The sequence below is a fragment of the Bradyrhizobium sp. 132 genome (assembly GCF_023074185.1).
Classification (GTDB): domain Bacteria; phylum Pseudomonadota; class Alphaproteobacteria; order Rhizobiales; family Xanthobacteraceae; genus Bradyrhizobium.
Genome location: NZ_JADPKY010000132.1, coordinates 435,306 through 458,193 on the forward strand (window position 1 = coordinate 435,306; position 22,888 = coordinate 458,193).

Genomic DNA, 22,888 nt, shown 5'->3' on the forward strand with positions numbered 1-22,888 from the left:
TTGGAATGCGGATTCTGGGGGCAGCATTTGGGGTTGGGCTGGCAGCTTGCTGCATCGCTCCCGCACGCGCGCAGGTGCCCTCGATCAATCCCGGCGTGATCCAGAACGACGTCGACCGGCAGCGCCGGCAGCTCGAACAGCAGAGCGCGCCGCCGAAGCTCAACGGGCCGGCGGTGATCGGCGGTGAGCGGGAAAAGTCCCAGCTCCTGAAGCCGGGCGGCCCCAAATTCCGCCTGCGCAAGGTCGAGTTCGACGGCTCGAAGTTCATCACGCCGGCCGAGCTCGACGAGATCGCGAAGAGGTATGTCGGCAAGAACGTCGACATCGCCTCGCTGTTGCAGCTCGTCGCCGACATCAATGCCATCTACACCGAGCGCGGCATCGTCACGGGCATAGCGACGCTGCCCGAGCAGGATGCCAAGGGCGGCATCGTCCGCGTCAAGCTGACCGAAGGCCGGCTCCAGAAGACGACCATCGAGGGCAACAAGCAGACCCGCACCGACTACATCCTTCAGCGCGTGAAGGAGCCTGAAGGCGAGGTCCTCGACGTTCCAAAACTCAATCGCGATGTGATCTGGTTCAACCGAACCAACGACGTGCAGATCAAGGCGCTGCTCCAGCCCGGCACGAGCTTCGGCCTCACCGATCTCCAGTTCGCGGTGATCGAGCCGCCGATAGACACCCTGCAGCTCTTCACCGACAACCAGGGCGCGGAAAACACCGGGCGTTGGGAGGGTGGGGCCTTCTACAAGCGCCACGGTCTGTTCGGCGTCGACGACCGCTTGACCTTCTACGGTGTCCGTTCCGACGGTAATCTCAACGGCAACGCCGCCTACAGCGTTCCGGTCAATCCCTGGGGTGGCCGCGTCGGTGTCAGCTACACCGAAGGCAAGATCAAGATCATCCAGGGCCCGTTCGTCGCGCTCGACGTCACCGGACGCTCAAGCCAGGCCGCGGTCAATTTCAGCCAACCGGTCTGGGTGACGCAGAACTGGCTGGTGCTGCTCAACGCCGCGGAGACCGAGGGCAAGACGGTCAGCCGCTTCGCCACGGTCGCCGTGACCCAGGATCATTACGACAAGGCCACGGCGGGCCTCTCGGTGACCAATTCCGGCAACACCTATTCGATCACGGTCTCGCCGGCCGTGAACTACATCGAGTGGCAAGACCATGTGCTTGGCAACAACCGCGCGTTCAACACCTATACCGGCTCGTTGATCGCGACCAGCGCCGCAGGCCCGGCGAATTTCAGCACCAATGTGCTGGCGAGCTGGCAATACACGCAGGAAAAGCTGCTGCCGGGCGACCAGATTTTTTCGATCGGTGGCCCCACCACCGTGCGCGGTTATCCCTCCAACTCGGCGTCCGGTGACAGCGGCTACTACTTCAACGCCGAGCTGCACTACAATTGGTCGTCATGGCTCAGGGGTTTCGACACCTACATCTTCACCGACTGGGGCGCGGTATATTCGACATTTCCCGGCATCACCGAACTGGGCTCGGTCGGCGTCGGCTTTTCCTGGACCTACGCGTCGTTCCTGACGTTCGAGGCCAATTACGCGACGCCGCTGAAGATGGCCGTCTCGACCCAGAACCACTACGAAGCCTATGGCCGCGTCATTCTCCGGCCGTTGTTGATGTTCCAGAAGCAGGAAAGCCCCGCGCCGGTCGCGGCAATTGCCGGCAGGAGCAAGTCGTAGGGCGTATGGGACGCGCTTAACGCCGCAGCGTGAATTCTTCCGCGCCGCGGCGCTGCTCCCATTTCGCCTGCTCCAGCTCGGGCTGGTCGCATTCGATTTCGGGATAGCCGATGCAGAGATAGGCGATGAACTTCCAGGTATCAGGCACGTCGAGAATGGCGTGGATGCGATCCGGATGGAGGATCGATACCCAGCCAAGCCCGATGCCTTCGGCGCGCGCGGCCAGCCACATCGCGGTGATCGCCGCGACCACGGAATATTCCGTCGTCTCCGGCATCGTCGCGCGGCCGAGGCCGTGACCTATGTCGCTGGCCTTGTCGGCGAACACGGCGAGGTGGCCGGGGGCCTGTTCGAGACCCGACAATTTCAGTGTGGCATAGCGCGCTGCGCGCTCACCGGCGTAGGCATTCAGCGCGGCGGCGTTGCACGCTTTGAAGTCGTCGATCACGGCTCGGCGCCGTGCGGCGTCATCGACGATGACGAAGCGCCAGGGCTGGCTGAGGCCGACCGAGGGTGAGAGACAGGCCGTCTCGATCAGGCGATCGATGGCGCCGTCCTGCAAAGGATCGTCGCGGAAGCGGCGCACGTCGCGGCGCCACACGAATAGTTCGCGCAAGTGCTGACGGAAGGTGCCGTCGAACTCGACCATATGATCAGCCTCCCACCCGGAAGGATGCCGCCACCAGCAGAATGAGGATTTCGCCGCTCTGTTCGAACGCGCCGAGGATGTCGCCGGTCTGCCCGCCGATCTGGTGGATGGCAAGTCGCGCCAGCATCAGGCCGGCGACGGAGAGCAGGATCAGGCTGACGAGCGCCTTGCCCGGTCCGAGCGTAAGGGCGAGCGCGAGCGTCCCAACAGCGAAGGCGATCGCAATGCTACGGCCCGGCGGAGATCCCGCACTTGCTGACAAGCCGTCAGTTCGTGCGGGCGCGACCAGCGACATGAAGGCGGGCACGCCCGCGCGGGCAGCGATGTGCGCAGCGCACAGTGCGAGCATGACTGTCCACGGATTGGCGATCGCCGCGAGCGCGCTCCAGCGCAGACCGAACGACAGGATCAGCGCGCAGACGCCATAGGTCCCGATCCGGCTGTCGCGCATGATCTCGAGCTTGCGCTCGCGGGTGCGGCCGCCGCCGAGTCCGTCGGCAGTATCGGCGAGGCCGTCCTCATGCAGCGCGCCGGTGATGAGCGCGGTCGTGGCCAGCGCGAGCAGGGCGGCAAGGTTCGGTGTCAGTCCGAACCGGCTGGCGATCGCATAAACCAAACCGCCGGTAAGCCCGACCGCCAGCCCCGCAACGGGAAGCGCCCAGGTCGCGCGCGCGATGGCCCCGTCGCCGGCCGGCTTCGACGATACCACCGGCAGGATCGTGACAAAGGACACGGCGATCCTGAGATCGGCGATGATGTCCCGCAGAAGCTCGGCGCGCGGCGTCATTTCAGTTTCATCGGCAGGCCGGCGACGACGAACTCGACCTCGTCGGCCACCGCCGCGATGGTCTGGTTCATGATTCCGGCGGCATCGCGAAAGCTGCGCGCCAACGCGTTGTCGGGCACGATACCAAGGCCGACTTCATTGGTGACGAAGACGACGGGGCTCTTGAGGCGGGGCAAGGCGGTCGCGAGCTCGCTCACCTCGCGCTCCCAGTCGCGCTGCGCATGCATGAGGTTGGAGAGCCACAGCGTCAGGCAGTCGACCAGCCTTGCGCCGCCGCCGTCGGTTGCGACGAGCGCGGGCACGAGATCGAGCGGTACTTCGCGTTCCATCCAGTCGGTTCCGCGGCGCGCGCGATGCTTGGCGATGCGCGCCTCCATTTCCGCATCGAGAGCCTCGGCCGTTGCGACATAGACCGGCTGCCCGGGAAAGGAGCGCGTGCGCATTTCCGCACGCTTGCTCTTGCCCGACCGTGCTCCGCCGGTGATCAAAATGACGGCCATAAAGTCTCCTGTCGGCCAGCACTAATCACCAAACTTGGGCAAAGACAAAGCCGAAATCCGCCAGCCGGGGGCTTGCGCTCCGGCCGGGGTTTGCGCAACAGGGGCGGGACAGGAGGCGTGCGTGGGTTTTGCCGGTGCGATGGTCGTGGCGATGGCGGTGGATGCCCTGTTGGGCTGGCCGTCGTGGTTGTTCGCGCGGATCGGCCATCCCGTCACTTGGCTGGGCCGGCTGATCTCTGCCATCGACAGCGCTTGGAATCGTGCGTCCGATCCGCCGGCGCTTCGCCGGGCCGCGGGCGTTGCCGGCGCACTCGTCGTGATCGCGCTCGCCGTCGCGCTCGGCTGGGCGCTTCAATCCTTGCTTCCCTTGGGCTGGATTCAGATCGTGCTGGTCGGCGTCCTGGCCTGGCCGCTGGTCGCCTTGCGCTCGTTGCACGACCACGTTGCTGCCGTCGCTAACCCGATGCGGGCCGGTGACATCGCCGCCGCGCGCGACGCGGTCTCGCGCATCGTCGGCCGCGATCCTCTGGCGCTCGATGAGCCCGGCATCGCGCGCGCGGCGATCGAGAGTCTCGCCGAGAATGCATCCGACGGCATCGTGGCACCCGTGTTCTGGGGCGCGCTGTTCGGTCTGCCCGGCATCTTGGGCTACAAGGCGATCAACACGCTGGACTCCATGATCGGTCATCGCAACGAACGGCACGAAGCCTTCGGCTGGGCGGCGGCGCGCATCGACGATGTCGCCAACTTCATTCCAGCGCGCCTGACCGGATTTCTGTTCGTGCTGCTGGCGCCACAGCGACCGGAGGCGCTGTCGTGCATGATGCGGGATGCACGCCGACATCGCTCCCCAAATGCCGGCTGGCCGGAAGCGGCCATGGCCGGCGCGCTTGGTGTGCGGCTCAGCGGTCCGCGCATCTATCACGGCAGCACCACGAACGAGCCATGGCTGAATGAAGGTGCGCGCGATCCGCTTGCTGCCGACATCGGCACGGGGCTGATGGTCTATCGCCGCGCCATGCTGCTGCTCGCTGGAATCCTTGCGATCCTGGTCTTCGCGTGAAAGAACAGCGCATGCGCGAGCACGGTGGAAATCTCGATCTGGCCCAGCAGCGTTTCGGCGGTCGTGCCGAGGACTGGATCGATCTGTCGACGGGGATCAACCGCCTGCCTTATCCCGTGGGCGAGGTGAGCTCGCGCGCATGGAATGCCTTACCGTCGCGATCCGAGATCGAGGCGCTGCATCAGGCGGCGCGGCACGCTTACCGCACCAGCGCGGCGGTCGTTGCGCTTGGCGGCGCACAGGCCGCAATTCAATTGCTGCCGCAACTCGCGCCACCCGGCCGCGCGCGCATCCTCGCGCCGACCTACAACGAATATGCCGGGGTCCTCTCGGCTGCGGGCTGGGAGGTGGAAGAGGTCAGCGCGCTCGACACGCTGGCCGGCGCGAACCTCGCCATTGTCGTCAATCCCAATAATCCCGACGGCCGGTGCCATCCGTCAAAGGATTTTCTGGAGCTGCTGCCGCGCGTCGGCCGTCTCGTCATCGACGAGAGTTTTGCCGATATGGACCCGCAACTGTCGCTCGCGCCGGAAGCAGATCGGCCGGGGCTGCTGATCCTGCGCTCCTTCGGAAAGTTCTATGGCCTTGCAGGCCTGCGGCTTGGTTTTGCGCTCGGCAATTCGTCCGATATTGCCAAGCTCGCGGCGATGTCGGGGCCGTGGCCGGTCTCGGGAGCGGCGATCGCGATTGGCTGCCGCGCTCTGCGTGACGATGCCTGGGCGGAAGCCACATCCGCGCGGCTCGCGCGAGACTGCGTTCGCCTCGACGCCATGGTGCAGTCGCAAGGCTGGACGCTCGTTGGCGGGACGCCGCTGTTTCGTCTCTACGAGACACCCGACGCGCTCGCCGCGCAAGAGACGCTGGCGCGTCGCCAGATCTGGTCACGCGTGTTCGCGCGAGAGCCGACATGGGTGCGCCTCGGGCTTCCGGGCAGCGAATCCGAATGGACGCGCCTGGCCGAGGCTCTAGCGCGCTAGCGCGAGCAGGCCGTCGACGTCGAGATGCTGCTCGATGTGATCGGCGAGGGCATCGAGCGCACTCTCGACCCTGGCGTGATAGGGCTCGTCGCCGGCGGGAATGTCTAGCTTTGCCAAAAACGCCTTGCGGAAATCATCCGACGTGAACAGGCCGTGCAGATAGCTGCCCTGCACGCGTCCGTCGCGCGAGACCGCGCCTTCCGGTTCGCCGTTCAGCTTTGCGAATGGCCGCGCGCGGTCGGGCCCTTCGGTGCGGCCGATGTGGATTTCGTAGGCTTCGATCGGCTGATCCGTCGCGGCATGCACGGCCGCGACGCGCGTCAGCGTCTTCTGCGGGCTCATCACCGTTTCTACGTCCAGAAGTCCGAGACCGGGTGTATCGCCCGCGGGGCCCTCGATCCCATCGGGATCAGTGACGCTGCGTCCGAGCATCTGATAGCCGCCGCAGAGGCCGAGCACATGGCCGCCTCTGCGGTAATGCGCCAGGAGATCAATGTCCCAGCCCTGCGCGCGCAGGAAGGCGAGGTCGCCGCGGGTGGACTTCGAGCCGGGAATGATGACGAGCCTGACGTCGCCGGGAATGGCTTCGCCCGGCCGCACCATCACGAGATCGACGCCAGGCTCGAGTTTTAGCGGATCGAGATCGTCGAAATTGGCGATCCGCGACAGCGCGAGACATGCGATCTTGCATTGCCCCGGCTTGCGCGCATCGCTCAGGCCCAGCGCATCCTCGGCCGGCAGCTCGCCGGCGCGCGTGAACCAGGGCAGAACGCCGAAGCCGCGCCATGATGTTTTCTGCTCGATCAGCTTGTAGCCGTCGTCGAACAGCGTGGGATCGCCGCGGAACTTGTTGATGACAAATCCCTGGATCATCGCGGCATCATCCGGGTCGATCACCGTCTTGATGCCGACGAGTTGCGCGATGACCCCGCCGCGGTCGATGTCGCCGACCAGCACGACCGGCACGTCGGCCTTGCGCGCAAAACCCATGTTGGCGATGTCGGCCTCGCGTAAGTTCACCTCGGCCGGACTCCCAGCGCCTTCGACCAGCACGAGATCGGCGCGCACCTTCAGCCGCCCAAAGCTCTCCAGCACGGCGCCCATCAATGACGGCTTCATCGCCGCATATTCGCGCGCACGCGCGGTCGCGATGCGTTTCCCCTGCACGATCACCTGCGCGCCGACATCTGTCTCGGGCTTCAGCAGCACCGGGTTCATGTCGGTGTGCGGCTCGACGCCGGCGGCGAGCGCCTGGAGCGCCTGGGCGCGGCCGATCTCGCCGCCGTCGACGGTCACGGCCGCATTGTTCGACATGTTCTGCGGCTTGAACGGGAGCACGCGCAGGCCGCGTCGCGTGAAGGCGCGCGCGAGGCCGGCGACGATGAGCGACTTGCCCACGTCCGAGCCGGCCCCCTGGATCATCAGCGCGCGCGCCATGCGAGCTTCTCAGAACTCGACGCCGGCTTGCGCCTTGATGCCGGAGCGGAAGGGATGCTTGACCAGCGTCATCTCGGTGACGAGGTCGGCGATCTCGATCAGTTCGTCCTTGGCGTTGCGTCCCGTGAGCACGACATGCGTCATCGGCGGCTTCTGCGTCGACAGGAAATCGACGATTTCGGCGATGTCGAGATAGTCGTAGCGCAGCGCGATGTTGATCTCGTCGAGCACGACCATGCGCAGGTTGTGGTCGAGAATCAGCTCCTTGGCCTTCTCCCAGCCGGCGCAGGCGGCGGCGATGTCGCGGGCGCGGTCCTGCGTCTCCCAGGTGAAGCCTTCGCCCATGGCGTGGAACTGGCAGAGGTCGCCGAAATGGCCGGTGAGCATGCGCCGCTCGCCGGTGTCCCAGGCACCCTTGATGAACTGCACGACCGCGCAGGGGAAGCCGTGGGCGACGCAACGGACGATCATGCCGAAGGCGGAGGAGGACTTGCCCTTGCCGGCGCCGGTGTGGACGATGATGAGGCCCTTTTCACCGCTCTTGGTCGCCATGATCTTGTCGCGGGCGACCTTCTTCTTCGCCATTTTCGAGGCGTGGCGGGCGTCGGTCTCGTCGACCGTTTGGGTATCCGGTTCAGGCGTCATCGGACGGGGTCCTTCGGCTTGACAAGAGGCGGCCGGGGGCAAATGGTGGCCCGGCGTTGGTTCCTGTCCTACGACAGGCGAAGAGGGAATGCGATAGGGTCCGAATCGGCAAGATTTGGTTCCAAAATGCAGCCGCCCCCGCGACCGTGACCGGAGAGGTGCCCGAAGCCACTGACCCCCTTGGGGATCGGGAAGGCGGGGATCGAAGGGGAGACCCTGCTCCGGAAGCCGGGAGACCTGCCAGCGCGGACGATTTTGGACCGGCGGACGGGGTGTTCCGCGACGGGGAAGCGGGCCTTCGCAAGAATGGTTCGTGCGCCTCTTCGCTTCCCGCTATTTATTCTGGAAGAGGCGATGACCGTCACACTTCACGTCTGCATCACCTGCCGTGCCGGGGAGACGCTTGGCGAGGGCGAGGCGACACCCGGCAAGCGCCTGCATGGTGCGATCCTTGATGCCGGCGTGCCCGACGGCGTCAATGTAGTTCCCGTCGAATGCCTGTCTGCATGCAGCCAGGGCTGCTCGGTCGCGCTCAGCGCGCCCGGCCGCTGGTCTTATGTCTATGGTCGCCTGTCGGATGCGAATGCGCCCGACGTGGTCGCGGGCGCCGCCGCCTATGCCGCCGCGCCCGACGGCCTCGTGCCCTGGCGCAGCCGTCCCGAGATCTTCCGCAAGCAATCGCTTGCCCGCATTCCCCCCATGGCCGTCGTGCCGGAGGCCGCCGAATGAATTCGCTCGCAAAAGTCCCGGTCACGGTGGTCACGGGATTTCTCGGCTCCGGCAAGACGACGCTGATCCAGCATCTGCTCGCCAACGCCAACGGCAAGAAGCTTGCGGTGCTCGTCAACGAGTTCGGCAGCCAGGGCGTTGACGGCGAGATCCTGAAATCGTGTGCCGACGCCAATTGCCCGGAAGAGAACATCATCGAGCTCGCCAATGGCTGCATCTGCTGCACCGTTGCCGACGATTTCATTCCGACCATGGAGAAGTTGCTGTCGCGGCCGGTAAGGCCCGATCACATCCTGATCGAAACCTCGGGCCTGGCGCTGCCAAAGCCGTTGCTGAAGGCATTTGACTGGCCGGAGATCCGTTCGCGCATCACGGTCGACGGCGTAATCGCGCTGGCCGATGCCGAAGCTGTCGCCGCTGGTCGCTTCGCGCCCGACCCGATTGCTGTCGAAGCGCAGCGCGCGGCGGACAAAAATCTCGATCACGAGACGCCGCTGTCGGAGGTGTTCGAGGACCAGATCGCCTGCGCGGACATCGTGCTGCTGACCAAGGCGGATCTTGCGGGCGCGGCAGGCCTCGAAGCGGCCAAGGCGGCGATCACCGCCGAGATGCCGCGTCGCGTGCCGATGTTGCCGGTGACCGATGGCGCGATCGACGCGCGCCTCATTCTCGGTCTCGGGGCTGCCGCCGAGAACGATCTTGCCGCACGTCCTTCGCATCACGACGGCGAGGAAGAGCACGAGCACGATGATTTTGCTTCGGTCGTGATCGATCTTCCTGAAGTCACCGATGTCGATGCGCTGGTCGCATCGGTCCAGCGTCTCGCGCGCGAGCAGAACGTGTTGCGCGCCAAGGGTTACATCGCGGTTGCGGGCAAGCCGATGCGCCTGCTGCTGCAAGCGGTCGGTGAACGCGTGCGCCACCAGTTCGACAAGCCCTGGGGCGCGGGTCACAGGCAGTCAAAGCTCGTCGTGATCGGCGAGCACGGAAATATTGATGAAGCCGCGATCAAGGCGGGACTCGGTATCTGATGCACGTCGTCTTCCGCGAGAGCCGCGGTCTCGAGGAGACCGCGACGCCAAGGGACATCGGCCAGGATCCGGCCGATCTCGTGGTGCTCTCGTATTCGGATTCGGATCTTGCGGCGTTCGCGGCCGGCTGGCGCCGCGGCCGCGACACTCTGCCGTCGCTGCGGCTCGTCAATCTCGCAGAGCTCCGTCATCCGCTTTCGGTCGACACCTATATCGAGCGTACGTTGTCGCGGGCGCGCGGCATTCTGGTGCGTCTGATCGGCGGTGAGTCCTATTGGGCGTATGGGCTCGCGGCTCTGCAGCAACTGGCGAAGGATCGCGGCATCGTCCTGGCCGTGCTGCCGGCCGACGGCCGCGACGACACGCGGCTGGACGCATATTCGACCTTGCCGGTCTCGACGCTGCGGCGGCTCAAGGTGCTCTGCGACACCGGCGGCCCCGTCGCGGCGCAAGCGGCGATCGCGCAACTCGCGCTGGCCTCCGGTCTCTATGCCGGTCCGGTTATCGGGGAGATGAACGTTCCCGAGATGGGTTTTTACGATCCCGCGCGTGGCGTCATTGCGGCGCCGTCGGCCTCCGAGGGGAAGCCGCAAGCGCTGGTGACGTTCTATCGCTCCTATCTCACCGCCGCGGACACCGGCCCGGTCGATGCCCTGATTGCCGCGCTGCGCGAGAAGGGATTTGATGCGCATGGCGTGTTCGTCACATCGCTGAAGGCTGCGGGCGTTGCGGATTGGTTGCGGGACTATCTTGTGCAAAATCCTCCGGCTGCGATCGTTAATGCGACGGCGTTCTCGGCGGTGGGCGAGGACGGTACGACGCCGTTCGATGCTGCATCCTGTCCGGTGTTCCAGGTCGCGCTCTCATCGGTGCGGCGCGAGGACTGGGCGGAGTCGCTGCGCGGCCTGTCGCCCGGCGATCTCGCGATGCATGTTGTGCTGCCCGAGGTCGACGGCCGCCTGTTCGCGGGCGTGGTGAGCTTCAAATCGGCCGCGATGCGCGATCCCGATCTGCAATTCTCGCATCTTGCGCATCGCGCGGATGAAGAGCGCGTGAACGCCGTCGCCGCGCGCGTTGTAGCCTGGCGGCGCCTTGCCGAGAAGCCGGCTGCCGACAAGCGGTTGGCGCTCGTGCTCTCGAACTATCCGGGTCGTCCGCACCAGATCGCGCATGCGGTCGGTCTCGATGCGCTTGCTTCGGTCGAAGCGTTGCTGTCCGACCTCGCGGAGGCCGGCTTCGAGGTCGCGCCGGTCCATGGGCTCGGCGAAACGCTGCTCAAGCAGACCTTGAGCTGGAGCATTGCCGATTATCGCGCGGCGCTCGCGCGCCTCCCGCAATCCTTGCAGGACGATCTCGCGCAAGCCTGGGGCGCGCCGGAGACCGATCCGTGTTGTCGCGACGGCGCGTTCCATTTCGCCGCGATTCAATGCGGCCGGTCGATCATCGCAGTTCAGCCGGAGCGTGGCGATGCGACCACGCGCGATTCCGACTATCACGATCTCGCCCGCACGCCGCGCCACGCCTATGTCGCGTTCTATCTCTGGCTGCGGGGGCAGGGCTGTGATGCCGTCGTGCACATGGGCGCGCATGGCACGCTGGAATGGCTGCCCGGAAAATCAGTGGCGCTGTCGCAGACGTGCTGGCCGGAAGCCCTGACCGGCGATTTGCCCGTTATCTATCCCTTCATCGTCAACGATCCCGGCGAAGCCGCGCAGGCCAAACGGCGCATCGGCGCCGTCACCATCGGCCATCTGCCGCCACCACTGGCAGCATCAGCGGTGCCGGACGGGTTGCGCAGGCTCGAACAGCTTCTCGATGAATATTCGACCGCCGATGGCCTCGATCCCGCCCGCCGCCAACGCTTGATCGCCGCGATCCGTGACGAGGCACGCGCGGCTGGCCTCGAAGACGATCTTGGTCTCGATGCTGCGGCCGCACCGGCCGAAGCGATCCCGCGGATCGACCGCTTCGTCTGCGACCTCAAGGAAAGCCAGTTCGGCGACGGCCTGCACGTGTTCGGCCGCGGACCCTGCGGCGACGCGGAACGAGACGCTTTGCGGGCCGCGCTTGCAGGACAGCGTGTCGCGCCGGGGCCGTCAGGCTCACCCTATCGCGGGCGTCAGGACGTGCTGCCCACCGGACGCAATCTCTTTGCTGTCGATCCGCGCGCGGTGCCGACGCCGTCGGCGCATGCCCAAGGCATCAAGCTCGCGGAAGAATTGCTACGTCGTCATCTGCAGGATCACGGCGACTGGCCGAAGGGCCTTGTCGTCGATCTCTGGGGCTCAGCGACGATGCGTACCGCGGGCGAAGAGTTTGCGATGGCGCTGCATCTGGCCGGTCTTTCGCCGCGCTGGGATCACGCCTCCGGCCGTGTGACCGGCTACGACATCATCGCGCCGGCCGAGCTTGGCCGGCCCCGCATCGACGTCACGCTGCGTGTCTCGGGCCTGTTTCGCGATGTCTTCGCCGGCCTCGCGCAATTGTTCGAAGCCGCCTCCGAGGCTCTGGCGACCCGCGACGAGAGCGATGAAAATCCGTATCGCCATCGCACATCGCGCGTGTTCGCGCCGCGCCCCGGACAATACGGCGTCGGCCTGTCGGCGATCCCTGACGCCTTCACGCCCGAGACGCGCGAAGCCGCCGGCGAAGCGTGGCTCTCGGCATCGTCCTGGGCATTCTCCGCGGACGGCGCGATCAAGCCCGATCGCGCCGGCATCGAATCGCGGCTCGCATCCGCCGATGCTTTCGTGCACGTGCAAGATTTGCCGGAAACCGATCTTCTGCTCGCGGCCGACTATGCCGCCCATGAAGCCGGCATTGCGGCGGCCGCAGCGCATCTCGGCGCGGCAGGACCATCGCTCTATCATCTCGACACGACGCGACCCGAGCAACCGCATGCGCGTACGCTGACCGAGGAAATTTCGCGCGTGGTCCGCGCGCGCGCGGCCAACCCGGCCTGGATCGCCGGCATGATGCGCCACGGTTTTCGCGGGGCGGCCGAGATCACGGCAACGCTCGAGCACATGGCGGCCTTCGCGCATCTGGCCGGCGCGGTGCCGCCGCATCTGTTCGACCTCTACTACGATGCGACGCTTGGCCACGACGACGTCCGCGCCTTCATGGCCCGCGAAAATCCGGCAGCGCTGGCCGCGATGGAGACCTGTTTCACGCGCCTGCATGAGGCCTCGCTCTGGCGAACGCGCCGCAATTCGATCGCGGCTGCGCTGCGGGAGGCATCATGAGCGCTTCCGTGGTCAAGGGCTGGTGTCCCGGCGCGCTGCGCCCGATGCAATCGGGCGACGGGCTCGTGGTTCGTGTACGTCCGTTCGGCGGACGGCTCGATGCTGCACAAATCTCTGGACTGGCCCGTCTCGCCGAACGCCATGGCAACGGCCTGATCGACGTGACCAGTCGGGCCAATCTCCAGATCAGGGGCGTCAGCGACACCAGCCACAGGCTGCTGCTCGACGGCCTTTCGGAACTGGCGCTGCTCGACCCCGACGCTGACACCGAATCCCGTCGCAACATTCTTGTGACGCCGTTCTGGCGTGCCGGAGACGCGACACAATCGCTCGCCGCCGAGCTTGAGGAGGCGCTCGCTGACAGCAAGCTCGAACTTCCAACCAAGTTCGGCTTCGCCATTGATGACGGCACCTCACGTGTGCTTGCGGGCGATTCCGCGGACGTACGAATGGAGCGCGATCGATCGGGCGGACTGCTGGTGCGGGCCGATGGCGACAAACTCGGCCGCTCCGTCGTGCGCGGCGAAGCCGTGACCACCGCGCTCGCGCTCGCCAACTGGTTCGTGATCTCAGGCGGCGCCAGGGGCGGGCGAGGGCGGATGGCGGCGCATCTGGCCGCCGGTGCGACCCTGCCGGCGGCATTGCTCGGCGATGCCGAGCCGGCGCCGATCATGGCCGCGGCGCGTCCAGGCCTCTATTCGCAAGGTGCGATGGTCGGCGTCGCCTTCGGACAGATGGCGCATGCGACGCTCGACCAGTTCGCCGGTTTCGGACATGCGCTGCGCATGACGCCGTGGCGGATGGTTTTGAGCGAAGGCAAGCGGGTGATGCCGAACGCGACTGGCCTGATCACCGAGGCCTACGATCCTGCGCTACGCGTGATAGCCTGCAGCGGCGCGCCACGCTGTCGCGAGGCGCATGCCGATACCCGCGGTCTGGCCGCGGCCCTGGCTCCGAACATCGGCGCGGCCGCACGGCTCCACGTCTCTGGTTGCGCCAAGGGCTGCGCCCATTCCGGTGCGGCCGCCATCACTCTGGTCGCGACCGGCGCAGGCTTCGATCTCGTGCGCGCTGGGTCGACACGCGATGAGCCCATCCTGCGGGGGCTGAGCCGCGACGATATCGTCAGAGATCCCTCCATTCTGATGGGAGGGCATTGATGCCGCATCTCTACGAGACCGACGGCGCTGCGATCTATCGGCAATCCTTCGCCACTATCCGGGCTGAGACGGATCTTGCGCGCTTTTCGCCGGACGAGGAACAGGTGGTGGTGCGGATGATCCATGCCGCCGGCATGGTCGGCCTGGAGGCGCATATCCGCTTCACGCCCGGCATGGCGACAGCCGCGCGCGCGGCCCTGCAGAAGGGCGCACCGATCCTGTGCGACGCGCGCATGGTCTCCGAAGGAATTACGCGCGCGCGGCTTCCCGCGGCCAATGCTGTCATCTGCACGTTGGGCGACGAGACCGTTCCCGCGCTCGCGCAATCCATGCGCAACACCCGTTCGGCTGCGGCTCTCGAATTGTGGCGCCCGCATCTCGATGGCGCGATCGTGGCGATCGGCAACGCGCCGACCGCATTGTTTCATCTGCTCAACATGCTGGAGCACCGCGACTGTCCCCGGCCAGCGGCGATCATCGGCTGTCCCGTGGGCTTCGTCGGCGCCACCGAATCCAAGGCTGCGCTGATGGCCGATCCGCCGGCGCCGGCGCTCGCGGTCGAGGGCCGCCTCGGCGGTTCCGCGATCACGGTCGCCGCCGTGAACGCGCTGGCGAGCCGGAGCGAATAGCGATGGGACGCATCATCTGCTGCGGTCTCGGCCCCGGTGATCCCGATCTGATGAGCGTGCGTGCCGACCGCATGGTGCGCGGCGCGAAACACGTTGCCTATTTTCGCAAGAAGGGCCGGCCCGGCCAGGCGCGCCGCATCGTCGAGGGCATGCTGGCTGCCGACGTCACCGAATATCCCATGGAATATCCTGTTACGACCGAGATCGCCTTCGACGCGCCTGAATATGTCCAGCTGCTTTCCGGTTTCTACGACGAATGGGCGGAGCGCCTGGCGCGGCTGGCGCGCGGGGTCGATGTCGTCGTGCTCTGCGAGGGCGATCCTTACTTCTACGGCTCTTTCATGCATCTGCACACGCGCCTGCAAACCCGCGTCGAGATCGTGGTGATCGCGGGCATTCCCGGCATGGTCGGTTGCTGGAATGGCGTGGGACAGCCGATCGCGCTCGGCGACGACGTGACGACGGTGCTGATGGGCACGCTCGCCGAGGACGAGCTTGCACGCCGCATGCGCGATTCCGATGCACTTGTGATCATGAAGACCGGGCGCAATCTCGCAAAGGTGCGCCGCGCGCTCGCTGCCGCCGGACGGCTGGACGATGCCTGGTTGGTCGAGCGCGGCACCATGCCGGGAGAGCGCGTGGTGCGGCTCGCGGAGATCGATGCCGCCGACTGTCCCTATTTCGCGATCGTGCTCGTGCACGGCAAGGGCCGGCATCCGGACGCCGCCGAATGACGGGAACCCTGACCATTGCGGGTCTTGGGCCGGGCAGTGATGCGCTGGTGACGCCCGAGGTCTCCGCCGCGCTTGCCGCCGCGACCGACATTCTGGGCTACGCGCCCTATGTCGCGCGGGTGCCACCGCGGCCGGGGCTCAAGCTGCATCCGTCCGACAATCGCGAAGAGCTGCAGCGTGCGAGCGAGGCGCTGCGGCTCGCGGCCGAAGGCGGCCAGGTCGTCGTCGTGTCCTCCGGCGATCCCGGCGTCTTCGCGATGGCCTCCGCCGTGTTCGAGGCGCTCGAACAGGCGCCGCAATGGCAGGAGCTGCCGATCCGTGTGCTGCCCGGCATCACTGCGATGCTGGCGGCTGCCGCGCGCGCCGGCGCGCCGCTTGGCCATGATTTCTGTGCGATCAACCTGTCGGACAATCTCAAGCCGTGGGCCGTGATCGAGAAGCGCCTGCGGCTCGCGGCGGATGCCGATTTTGCCATTGCGATGTACAATCCGCGCTCGGCGAACCGGCCGGAAGGGTTTGGCCGTGCGCTTGCGGTGCTGAACGAGGCCGGCTGCGGCGAGCGCCTCGTGATCTTCGCGCGTGCCATCAGCGCTGCTGACGAAAACATCGAGACCGTCAGGCTGAACGAGGCGACGCCGGAGATGGCCGACATGCGCACGCTGGTGATAGTCGGTAATTCGCAGACCCGCCGCGTCGGCCGCTGGGTCTATGCGCCGAGGCAGGTGCGATGACCGAGCCACGCCATGATCTCGGCCACGCTCTCCACCCGTTGGCGCTCGGGGAGTTCCGGCCGCGAGATCACGATCACGGGCAGGGCCAGCATCCGGGCTGCGTCGATCTTGGCGCGCGCGCCGTCGCCGCCCGAATTGCGGGCGACGATCCGGGTGATACCTCGCGCGCGCATCATTTCCAGCTCGCCCTCAAGCGTGAACGGCCCACGCGACACGATGACGTCCGCGGCGAAGGGCCGAGGCGCTTCGGGCGGATCAACGAATCTCAGCGTATAGGCGTGCTGCGGCTTGGCCGCGAATGGTGCGATGTGCTGGCGGCCGATGGCGAGGAATATGTTTGCCGGCGCGTCGGGCAGCGCGGCGACGGCTGCGTTGACATCTGCGACCTCGATCCAGTTGTCGCCGGGAATCTTGGTCCATGGCGCACGCTCAAGAGCGATCAGCGGCGTTCCGGTTTCCGCGCACGCCTCAACCGCGTTGCGGCTCATCCCGGCCGCGAAGGGGTGCGTCGCATCGACCACATGCGTGATACCTTCACGGCGAACGTAGTCAGCAAGTCCGCTGACGCCGCCAAAACCGCCGATCCGGGTCGGCAGCGGCTGATTGGCAGGTGCACGGGTGCGGCCGCCATAGGAATAGACGGCATCGATGCCTGCGCGCGCAATCTCCGCCGCAAGCAGGCTTGCATCGGCCGTTCCGCCCAGAACGAGCGCGCGCGTCATGGCTGATCCCTGGCTGACCATTATCGGTATCGGCGAAGATGGCCTTGCCGGGCTGTCCGAAGCAAGCCGAAAGGCGCTTGCCAATGCTGAAACCGTCTTCGGCGGGGAACGGCACCTCGCGCTTGCCGGTGTGACCAGCCGGGGTCGCCCATGGCCCGTGCCGTTCGATGCAGATGTCGTGCTGAGCCGCCGCGGCCGCCCGACGGCGGTGCTCGCCTCCGGCGATCCGTTCTGGTACGGCGCTGGCGCGGGCCTTGCCGAGAAGCTCGATGCCGGCGAGTGGATTGCGCATTCCGCGCCGTCGACCTTCTCGCTAGCCGCCGCGCGACTAGGCTGGCGCCTCGAAGCAATTGCCTGTCTCGGTCTCCACGCCGCACCATTCGAGCGTCTCGTGCCGCATCTGGCGCGAGGTGCGCGCATTATTTGTCTCGTACGCGACGGCAAGGCGGCCGGCGATCTCGCGAAATGGCTGACGGCGCGCGGTTGGGGTGCCTCGTCATTCTGGACGCTCGCCGCGCTCGGCGGACCGCGCGAAAGTATCAACGAGCATCGCGCCGATAGCTTTGCGGGTGATCTTGCCGAGAGCCTGGTTGCAGTGGCCGTTGAGGCGGCGGGCATGCAGGGCCTTCCTCGCAGCTCGGGACTATCAGACGATTTCTTCGTCCATGACGGCCAGATCACCAAGCATCCGGTCCGTGCGCTCGCGCTTTCGGCGCTGGCGCCGCGTCCCGGTGACCGGCTGTGGGACATCGGCGCCGGTTCGGGCTCGATCTCGGTTGAGTGGGCGCTGTGCGGCGGTACGGTGATCGCGATCGAGGCGCGCGAGGATCGTGCCGCGAACATTCGCAACAATGCTGCGGCGTTCGGGTTGGCACATCGGATCACAGTCATCACGGGAAAGGCGCCCGAAGCTCTGGTTGCGCTGGAAGTGCCGGATGCCGTCTTCATCGGTGGCGGTCTCGACGTCGCGATGTTCGACGCCGCCTGGTCGCGCCTCGCGCCCGGAACGCGACTCGTTGCGCATGCGGTGACGCTGGAGACGGAAGCGCTGCTCGGTGAGCTGCACCAGCGCCATGGTGGCGACTTGATGCGGGTCGAGATCGCACATGCCGCTCCGCTCGGCCGCTACCGGTCCTGGGAAGCGGCGCGGCCGGTGGTGCAATGGAGTGCGGTCCGATGAAGGTCGCCGGGCTCGGATTCAAGCGGGGCGTCACGCTGGCTTCGTTGCGCGAGGCGCTTCTGGCGGCCGGTGGTGCCGAGGGCCTCGCAGCGGTGGCGACTGTCAGCGACAAGGCCGACGCGGAGGTGCTGAAGCAGCTCGCGCATGAATGCGGCGTGCCGATCAAGGCGATCGCCGCCGAAATGCTGGCCGGCATCGATACGCCGACACAGTCAGAACTCGTCGCAGAAAAGTTCGGGACGGGATCGGTCGCCGAGGCCGCAGCGCTCGTGGCAGCTGGACCTCGCGCGCGACTGATCGCGACGCGGGTGGTCTCGCAGGATCGCACCGCGACCGCGGCGATCGCGGAAGGAGACGGCGCATGACGGTGCATTTCATCGGCGCCGGACCGGGCGCTCCCGATTTGCTGACACTGCGCGGCCGCGATCTGATCGCCACGTGCCCGGTCTGCCTCTATGCCGGCTCGCTGGTGCCGGAGGGCGTGCTGGCGCATTGCCCGCCCGGCGCGCGCATCGTCAACACCGCGCCGCTGTCGCTCGACGAGATCGTCGCGGAGATCGCTGCCGCGCATGCTGACGGCAAAGACATCGCGCGGCTGCATTCGGGCGACCTCTCGATCTGGTCGGCGATGGGTGAGCAGCTCCGCCGCCTGCGCGCGCTCGGCATTCCCTACACCGTCACGCCCGGCGTGCCGTCCTTCTCGGCCGCCGCAGCCGCATTGGAGGCCGAGCTGACGCTGCCCGGCCTTGCCCAGACCGTGGTGCTGACGCGCACGCCGGGCCGTGCCAGTGCAATGCCCGAAGGCGAGAAGCTCGCCGCCTTCGCCGCCACCGGCGCGGTGCTCGCGATCCATTTGTCGATCCATTTGCTCGACAAGATTGTCGCCGAGCTGACGCCGCATTACGGCGCGGATTGCCCGGTCGCGATCGTCTGGCGTGCGAGCTGGCCCGACCAGCGCATCGTCCGCGCCACGTTGGCAACGCTCGACGCCGCTGTCGGCGGCGAGATGGAGCGCACCGCATTGATCCTGGTCGGCAAGACGCTGGGCTCGGCGGATTTTTCCGAGAGCCGTCTCTATGCCGCCGATTATGACCGCCGCTATCGCCCCGTGGGCGCAGAGCCGCGTTTTCCGGAGGTGTCGTGATGGCGGCAGGGCTCGTCATCTCCGCGCCGGCCTCGGGCGTCGGCAAGACGACGCTGACGCTGGCGCTCGCTCGCGCTTGGCGCAATAGCGGATTGCGGGTGCAGTGCTTCAAGAGCGGGCCTGACTATATCGACCCTGCGTTTCATGCGGCCGCTACGGGACGCGCCTCCGTCAATGTCGACAGCTGGGCGATGGATCGCGGGACGATCTCGCATCTCGTCAGCCGCGGCACTGACGCCGATGTCGTGCTGGCCGAAGGCTCGATGGGCCTGTTCGACGGCGTCGCCGCGCGGGGCGTCTGCGGTACCGGGGCGACCGCCGACATTGCAGAGATGCTGGACTGGCCGGTGCTGCTGGTGATCGATCCCTCGGGACAGGCACAGACGGCGGCAGCCATCGCCGCAGGCCTTCGCGACTATCGTCCCGGCGTGCGCCTTGCAGGCGTCGTGCTCAATCGCGTTGCCAGCCCGCGCCATGAAGCCCTCGTGCGGCGTGCGCTGCTGGATGCCGGCATTGCCGTGTTCGGCGCGCTGCCGCGCCATGCCGAGATCAGCCTGCCGAAGCGGCATCTCGGACTGGTGCAGGCCGAGGAGCAAGCGGAGATCGGCAAGTTGATCGACGAGGCCGCCCGCTTCGTCGCCGAGCATGTCGATCTCGATGCGGTGCTGCAATCGGCTGCCAGCTGGTCGCCGCAACCTGCCGCAAGCGGCGTGAACGCGACGCCGCCCGGCCAGCGCATTGCGCTTGCCCGTGACGCTGCGTTCTCCTTCGTCTATCCGCATATGCTGGAAGCGTGGCGCGCGGCGGGTGCGGAGATATCGACATTCTCGCCGCTGGCTGACGAAGGTCCTGATCCGGGCGCCGATGTGTGCTGGCTGCCCGGCGGTTATCCCGAGCTCCAAGCCGGGAAGATCGCGGCCAATGCGCGCTTCCGCAGCGGATTACGCGCCTTCGCAGCGACGCGGCCGGTGCACGGCGAATGCGGAGGCTATATGGTGCTGGGTACCGCTTTGACCGACGCCGACGGTATCCGCCACGAGATGACGGGCTTGCTCGGCCTGGAGACGAGCTTTGCCAAACGCCGCATGCATCTGGGCTATCGCTTGGCCGAACTCACAGCGCCGATGCCGGGTCATCAGGCGGGTGCACGCCTGCGTGGCCATGAATTCCACTATTCGACGATCCTCGCGCAGCCCGACACGCCGCTAGCGGTCGTGCACGACGCGACAGGTGCGGTCATCATCGAGACCGGCTCGCGGCGGGGACAAGCCACCGGCACGTTCTTTCATCTGATCGCGGAGGACCGGTGAGCGGTTTTGTCTCCTTCGTCTCCGCCGGCCCCGGCGATCCCGAGCTCCTCACGCTCAAGGGTGCCGCGCGGCTGCGCGAGGCCGACGTCGTGCTCTATGATGATCTTGCTTCGGGCGCGATCCTCGATCTGGCCCGTCCCGGCGCCAATCTCGTCGCGGTGGGAAAGCGGGCAAGGCGGCCTTCGACCAAGCAGCACCACGTTAACCGCCTCCTGGTCGACTACGCCGCAACCGGTGTGCGCGTGGTTCGCCTGAAGTCGGGCGATGCCGGTATCTTCGGCCGGCTCGAGGAGGAGCTCGAGACGCTCCGCGAAGCGGGCATCGGCTATGAGATCATTCCGGGCGTCACCACGGCCTGCGTCGCTGCGGCCCAGGCCGGGATTCCCCTGACCCGGCGCTATACCTCGCGCCGGGTGCAGTTCATCACCGGCGCGGACGTCACGGGCGAGCTGCCGCCAGACCTCAACTGGGCGGCGCTGGCGGATCCGGAGGCGACGACCGTGGTCTATATGGGCCGCCGCACGTTTCCGGCGCTTGTCGCAAAATTGATAGGGCATGGGCTCTCCCCAACCACGCCGGCCTTGTTCGCCGAATCCCTCGGCCGTCCCGATGAACGATTGGTCCGCACCACCATTTCGGAGCTTGGCGAGCAGCTTGCCCGGGGCGGGGCGGCCTCCACGGCGGCCGTGATCCTGTTCGGCGCGCTGGCGGGGGATTATAGGTCATGACGGGCTCGGCCGCCCTTCGCCCCTTGACGCCCGGCTTGCGAAAGGGGCACACAGGAGACGCATGGTGCTCGACGCGGCGCAAAGCGCCGGAGCATAATCGGGAATGGGGATGGGCGGACCCAGTTGCGGCGCCCAAAACCCCAGCCGCCCCCGCGACTGTAAGCGGTGAGGGACTTCGATCAGCCACTGGGCCGCAGGGTTCGGGAAGGCCGGAGACTCCCAGTGAACCGCGAGCCAGGAGACCGGCCCTGCACGTTTTTAGGCCACGGCCGTCGGGTGTGACGGCAAGAAGGATCTGAGCCATGCATATCGAACCCGGACTAGTCTCGGACGCCAAGCTCGTGTTGAGTTACGCAACCGGCATCGCCGTCGGCGGCGTTGCGTTGAAGCTCGCGGTCGAGACCGTGCGCGAGCAGGGTATCACGTCGTTCGCGGCGCGCACGCTCGCCACCACGGGCCTCGTGTTCGTCTTCTTCGAGATCCTGCCGCACTTCCCGGTCGGCGTGTCCGAAGTGCACTTCATCCTCGGCTCGACCCTGTTCCTGCTGTTCGGTGCTGCGCCAGCGGCCTTTGGCCTCGCGTTCGGCCTGCTGTTCCAGGGCATCTTCTTCGAGCCGCCCGACCTGCCGCAATATGGCATGAACGTCACCACGCTCCTGGTGCCGCTGTTCGCGATCCAGGCGATCGCCACGCGGATCATTTCGCGCAACACCGCCTATGTCGATCTGAAGTACCGCCAGGCACTGGCGCTTTCGACGACGTATCAGTTCGGCGTCATCGCCTGGGTGGCGTTCTGGGCGCTCTATGGCTCCGGCTTCGGCGCGACCAACCTCGCCAACATCGCGACGTTCGCGGCGTCCTACGCGCTGGTCATCGTGATCGAGCCGCTCGCCGATCTCGGCGTGCTGGCGCTGGCAAAGTCGTTGCGCGGCGTCACCGCGCCCGGCCTCGTCACCCCGCGTTTGCATAGCGCGGCCTGAGAGACAAGCGAATGGGCGGCCGTCATGGCCGCCCTTCGCAGCCTCGATGTTCACGCTCTCCCTGATAGGCATCGGTCCCGGCAATCCCGAGCAGCTGACGCGCGCCGCGATCGCTGCGATCAACGCGGCCGATCTCGTCCTGATCCCCCGCAAGGGGACCGCAAAATTCGATCTCGCCGATCTCAGGCGGACGATCTGCGCGGATGTGCTCACCAGCGACACGACGCGCATCGCCGAGTTCGATCTTCCCGTGCGCGATGCGGCTGAAGCGGACTACCGCAAGGGCGTGGACGATTGGCACGATGCCGTGGCCGAGACCTGGTCGCAGGCCATCGCAGATCATCTCGAAGCTGACGGCAAGGTCGCGCTGCTGATCTGGGGCGATCCATCGCTTTATGATTCTTCGCTGCGCATTGCGCGGCGGCTCAATCCCTTGCCTGAGATCGAGGTCGTGCCCGGCATCACCTCGATCCAGGCGCTGTGCGCGGCGCATGCGCTACCGCTCAATGATATCGGCGAGCCATTCCTGGTGACGACGGGCCGCCGCTTGCGCGATGGCGGCTGGCCGCAAGGTGTCGATACCGTGGTGGTGATGCTCGACGGCGGCACGGCGTTCCAGTCGCTCGATCCGGAAGGGCTTCACATCTGGTGGGGCGCCTATCTCGGCATGCCGGATCAGGTCATCATGTCCGGCGTGCTGGCCGAGATCGGCCCGCGTATCGTCGCCGTGCGGCAAGAGGCGCGCGAGCGGCATGGCTGGATCATGGACAGTTACATCCTCAAGCGCAGGCCGTAAGGCAAGCGAGG

General features: G+C 66.7%; 23 protein-coding genes and 2 riboswitches. Of the genes, 17 read left to right on the forward strand and 6 right to left on the reverse strand.

Features of this window, described 5'->3' with window-relative positions:
• Nucleotides 1-5 precede the first annotated feature (5 nt).
• The gene (locus IVA74_RS29890) at nucleotides 6-1,700 is read left to right on the forward strand and encodes a ShlB/FhaC/HecB family hemolysin secretion/activation protein (protein WP_247350143.1); all 1,695 of its coding nucleotides are present in this window, start codon (nucleotides 6-8) and stop codon (nucleotides 1,698-1,700) included.
• A gap of 16 nt (nucleotides 1,701-1,716) precedes the next feature.
• On the opposite strand, the gene bluB is transcribed toward IVA74_RS29890, so the two are convergent.
• Genes bluB through cobU form a run of 3 tightly spaced genes read right to left on the reverse strand, consistent with a single transcriptional unit; the run spans nucleotide 1,717 to nucleotide 3,636 of the window.
• Nucleotides 1,717-2,349 carry a 5,6-dimethylbenzimidazole synthase gene (gene bluB / locus IVA74_RS29895; RefSeq protein ID WP_247350145.1) on the reverse strand — a complete coding sequence of 211 codons (633 nt, stop codon included), beginning with the start codon at nucleotides 2,347-2,349 and terminating at the stop codon, nucleotides 1,717-1,719.
• Nucleotides 2,350-2,353: 4 nt separating this feature from the next.
• A complete protein-coding gene (gene cobS, locus IVA74_RS29900; RefSeq protein WP_247350147.1) occupies nucleotides 2,354-3,136 on the reverse strand; it encodes an adenosylcobinamide-GDP ribazoletransferase in 783 nt (260 codons plus the stop codon).
• Nucleotides 3,133-3,636, reverse strand: a complete 504-nt coding sequence (cobU, locus tag IVA74_RS29905) for a bifunctional adenosylcobinamide kinase/adenosylcobinamide-phosphate guanylyltransferase (protein ID WP_247350149.1) — start codon at nucleotides 3,634-3,636, stop codon at nucleotides 3,133-3,135. The genes cobS and cobU overlap by 4 nt, the downstream gene beginning before the upstream one ends.
• A 121-nt stretch (nucleotides 3,637-3,757) precedes the next feature.
• Between cobU and cbiB the strand changes: the two genes are divergently transcribed.
• Together cbiB and cobD are read left to right on the forward strand one after the other, a co-directional pair.
• Nucleotides 3,758-4,699, forward strand: a complete 942-nt coding sequence (gene cbiB, locus IVA74_RS29910; protein ID WP_247350153.1) for an adenosylcobinamide-phosphate synthase CbiB — start codon at nucleotides 3,758-3,760, stop codon at nucleotides 4,697-4,699.
• An 11-nt stretch (nucleotides 4,700-4,710) separates the two neighbouring features.
• Nucleotides 4,711-5,676 carry a threonine-phosphate decarboxylase CobD gene (cobD, locus tag IVA74_RS29915; RefSeq protein WP_247350154.1) on the forward strand — a complete coding sequence of 322 codons (966 nt, stop codon included), beginning with the start codon at nucleotides 4,711-4,713 and terminating at the stop codon, nucleotides 5,674-5,676.
• Here cobD and IVA74_RS29920 read toward each other — a convergent pair.
• Together IVA74_RS29920 and cobO are read right to left on the reverse strand one after the other, a co-directional pair.
• Nucleotides 5,665-7,113: a cobyric acid synthase gene (locus IVA74_RS29920; protein ID WP_247350156.1), complete on the reverse strand. Its 1,449-nt coding sequence runs from the start codon at nucleotides 7,111-7,113 to the stop codon at nucleotides 5,665-5,667. The two genes, cobD and IVA74_RS29920, sit on opposite strands and share 12 nt — an antisense overlap.
• Nucleotides 7,114-7,122: 9 nt before the next feature.
• Nucleotides 7,123-7,758 carry a cob(I)yrinic acid a,c-diamide adenosyltransferase gene (gene cobO, locus IVA74_RS29925; RefSeq protein ID WP_247350158.1) on the reverse strand — a complete coding sequence of 212 codons (636 nt, stop codon included), beginning with the start codon at nucleotides 7,756-7,758 and terminating at the stop codon, nucleotides 7,123-7,125.
• 40 nt (nucleotides 7,759-7,798) lie between these two features.
• Nucleotides 7,799-8,018: riboswitch (cobalamin riboswitch) on the forward strand.
• A gap of 94 nt (nucleotides 8,019-8,112) precedes the next feature.
• Here cobO and IVA74_RS29930 point away from each other — a divergent pair.
• The 7 genes from IVA74_RS29930 to cobJ are packed head-to-tail and all read left to right on the forward strand — an operon-like array spanning nucleotide 8,113 to nucleotide 16,017.
• Nucleotides 8,113-8,487 carry a DUF1636 domain-containing protein gene (locus IVA74_RS29930; RefSeq protein ID WP_247350160.1) on the forward strand — a complete coding sequence of 125 codons (375 nt, stop codon included), beginning with the start codon at nucleotides 8,113-8,115 and terminating at the stop codon, nucleotides 8,485-8,487.
• The gene (cobW, locus tag IVA74_RS29935) at nucleotides 8,484-9,518 is read left to right on the forward strand and encodes a cobalamin biosynthesis protein CobW (RefSeq protein WP_247350162.1); all 1,035 of its coding nucleotides are present in this window, start codon (nucleotides 8,484-8,486) and stop codon (nucleotides 9,516-9,518) included. The genes IVA74_RS29930 and cobW overlap by 4 nt, the downstream gene beginning before the upstream one ends.
• Nucleotides 9,518-12,763 (forward strand): cobaltochelatase subunit CobN, encoded by a 3,246-nt coding sequence (gene cobN / locus IVA74_RS29940; RefSeq protein WP_247350163.1) that lies wholly within the window; start codon nucleotides 9,518-9,520, stop codon nucleotides 12,761-12,763. The genes cobW and cobN overlap by 1 nt, the downstream gene beginning before the upstream one ends.
• Nucleotides 12,760-13,923: a precorrin-3B synthase gene (cobG, locus tag IVA74_RS29945; protein WP_247350164.1), complete on the forward strand. Its 1,164-nt coding sequence runs from the start codon at nucleotides 12,760-12,762 to the stop codon at nucleotides 13,921-13,923. Before cobN ends, cobG begins: the two co-directional genes overlap by 4 nt.
• Complete coding sequence (locus IVA74_RS29950) at nucleotides 13,923-14,552, forward strand: precorrin-8X methylmutase (protein ID WP_247350166.1); 630 nt, start codon at nucleotides 13,923-13,925, stop codon at nucleotides 14,550-14,552. Before cobG ends, IVA74_RS29950 begins: the two co-directional genes overlap by 1 nt.
• A gap of 2 nt (nucleotides 14,553-14,554) precedes the next feature.
• The gene (locus IVA74_RS29955; RefSeq protein WP_247350169.1) at nucleotides 14,555-15,286 is read left to right on the forward strand and encodes a precorrin-2 C(20)-methyltransferase; all 732 of its coding nucleotides are present in this window, start codon (nucleotides 14,555-14,557) and stop codon (nucleotides 15,284-15,286) included.
• On the forward strand, nucleotides 15,283-16,017 hold the full coding sequence (cobJ, locus tag IVA74_RS29960; protein ID WP_247350171.1) for a precorrin-3B C(17)-methyltransferase: 735 nt from the start codon (nucleotides 15,283-15,285) through the stop codon (nucleotides 16,015-16,017). The genes IVA74_RS29955 and cobJ overlap by 4 nt, the downstream gene beginning before the upstream one ends.
• Here the strand turns inward: cobJ and IVA74_RS29965 are convergent.
• Entirely contained in the window at nucleotides 15,993-16,739 is a 747-nt protein-coding gene (locus IVA74_RS29965) for a cobalt-precorrin-6A reductase (protein WP_247350174.1), read from the reverse strand. The genes cobJ and IVA74_RS29965 overlap by 25 nt on opposite strands.
• Between IVA74_RS29965 and cbiT the strand changes: the two genes are divergently transcribed.
• The 7 genes from cbiT to cobF all read left to right on the forward strand — a co-directional run bounded on the left by cbiT (nucleotide 16,738) and on the right by cobF (nucleotide 22,877).
• The gene (gene cbiT, locus IVA74_RS29970; protein WP_247350176.1) at nucleotides 16,738-17,919 is read left to right on the forward strand and encodes a precorrin-6Y C5,15-methyltransferase (decarboxylating) subunit CbiT; all 1,182 of its coding nucleotides are present in this window, start codon (nucleotides 16,738-16,740) and stop codon (nucleotides 17,917-17,919) included. The genes IVA74_RS29965 and cbiT overlap by 2 nt on opposite strands.
• On the forward strand, nucleotides 17,916-18,284 hold the full coding sequence (locus IVA74_RS29975; RefSeq protein WP_247350178.1) for a cobalamin biosynthesis protein: 369 nt from the start codon (nucleotides 17,916-17,918) through the stop codon (nucleotides 18,282-18,284). Before cbiT ends, IVA74_RS29975 begins: the two co-directional genes overlap by 4 nt.
• On the forward strand, nucleotides 18,281-19,063 hold the full coding sequence (cobM, locus tag IVA74_RS29980; RefSeq protein WP_247350180.1) for a precorrin-4 C(11)-methyltransferase: 783 nt from the start codon (nucleotides 18,281-18,283) through the stop codon (nucleotides 19,061-19,063). The genes IVA74_RS29975 and cobM overlap by 4 nt, the downstream gene beginning before the upstream one ends.
• Nucleotides 19,063-20,373, forward strand: coding sequence for a cobyrinate a,c-diamide synthase (locus IVA74_RS29985; protein WP_247350182.1), 1,311 nt, complete (start codon nucleotides 19,063-19,065; stop codon nucleotides 20,371-20,373). Before cobM ends, IVA74_RS29985 begins: the two co-directional genes overlap by 1 nt.
• Complete coding sequence (cobA, locus tag IVA74_RS29990; RefSeq protein ID WP_247350183.1) at nucleotides 20,370-21,101, forward strand: uroporphyrinogen-III C-methyltransferase; 732 nt, start codon at nucleotides 20,370-20,372, stop codon at nucleotides 21,099-21,101. The genes IVA74_RS29985 and cobA overlap by 4 nt, the downstream gene beginning before the upstream one ends.
• Nucleotides 21,102-21,146: 45 nt before the next feature.
• A riboswitch (cobalamin riboswitch) is annotated at nucleotides 21,147-21,367 on the forward strand.
• 36 nt (nucleotides 21,368-21,403) lie between these two features.
• Entirely contained in the window at nucleotides 21,404-22,081 is a 678-nt protein-coding gene (locus IVA74_RS29995) for an energy-coupling factor ABC transporter permease (RefSeq protein WP_247350185.1), read from the forward strand.
• A gap of 46 nt (nucleotides 22,082-22,127) precedes the next feature.
• The gene (gene cobF, locus IVA74_RS30000) at nucleotides 22,128-22,877 is read left to right on the forward strand and encodes a precorrin-6A synthase (deacetylating) (RefSeq protein ID WP_247350187.1); all 750 of its coding nucleotides are present in this window, start codon (nucleotides 22,128-22,130) and stop codon (nucleotides 22,875-22,877) included.
• Nucleotides 22,878-22,888: the final 11 nt, after the last annotated feature.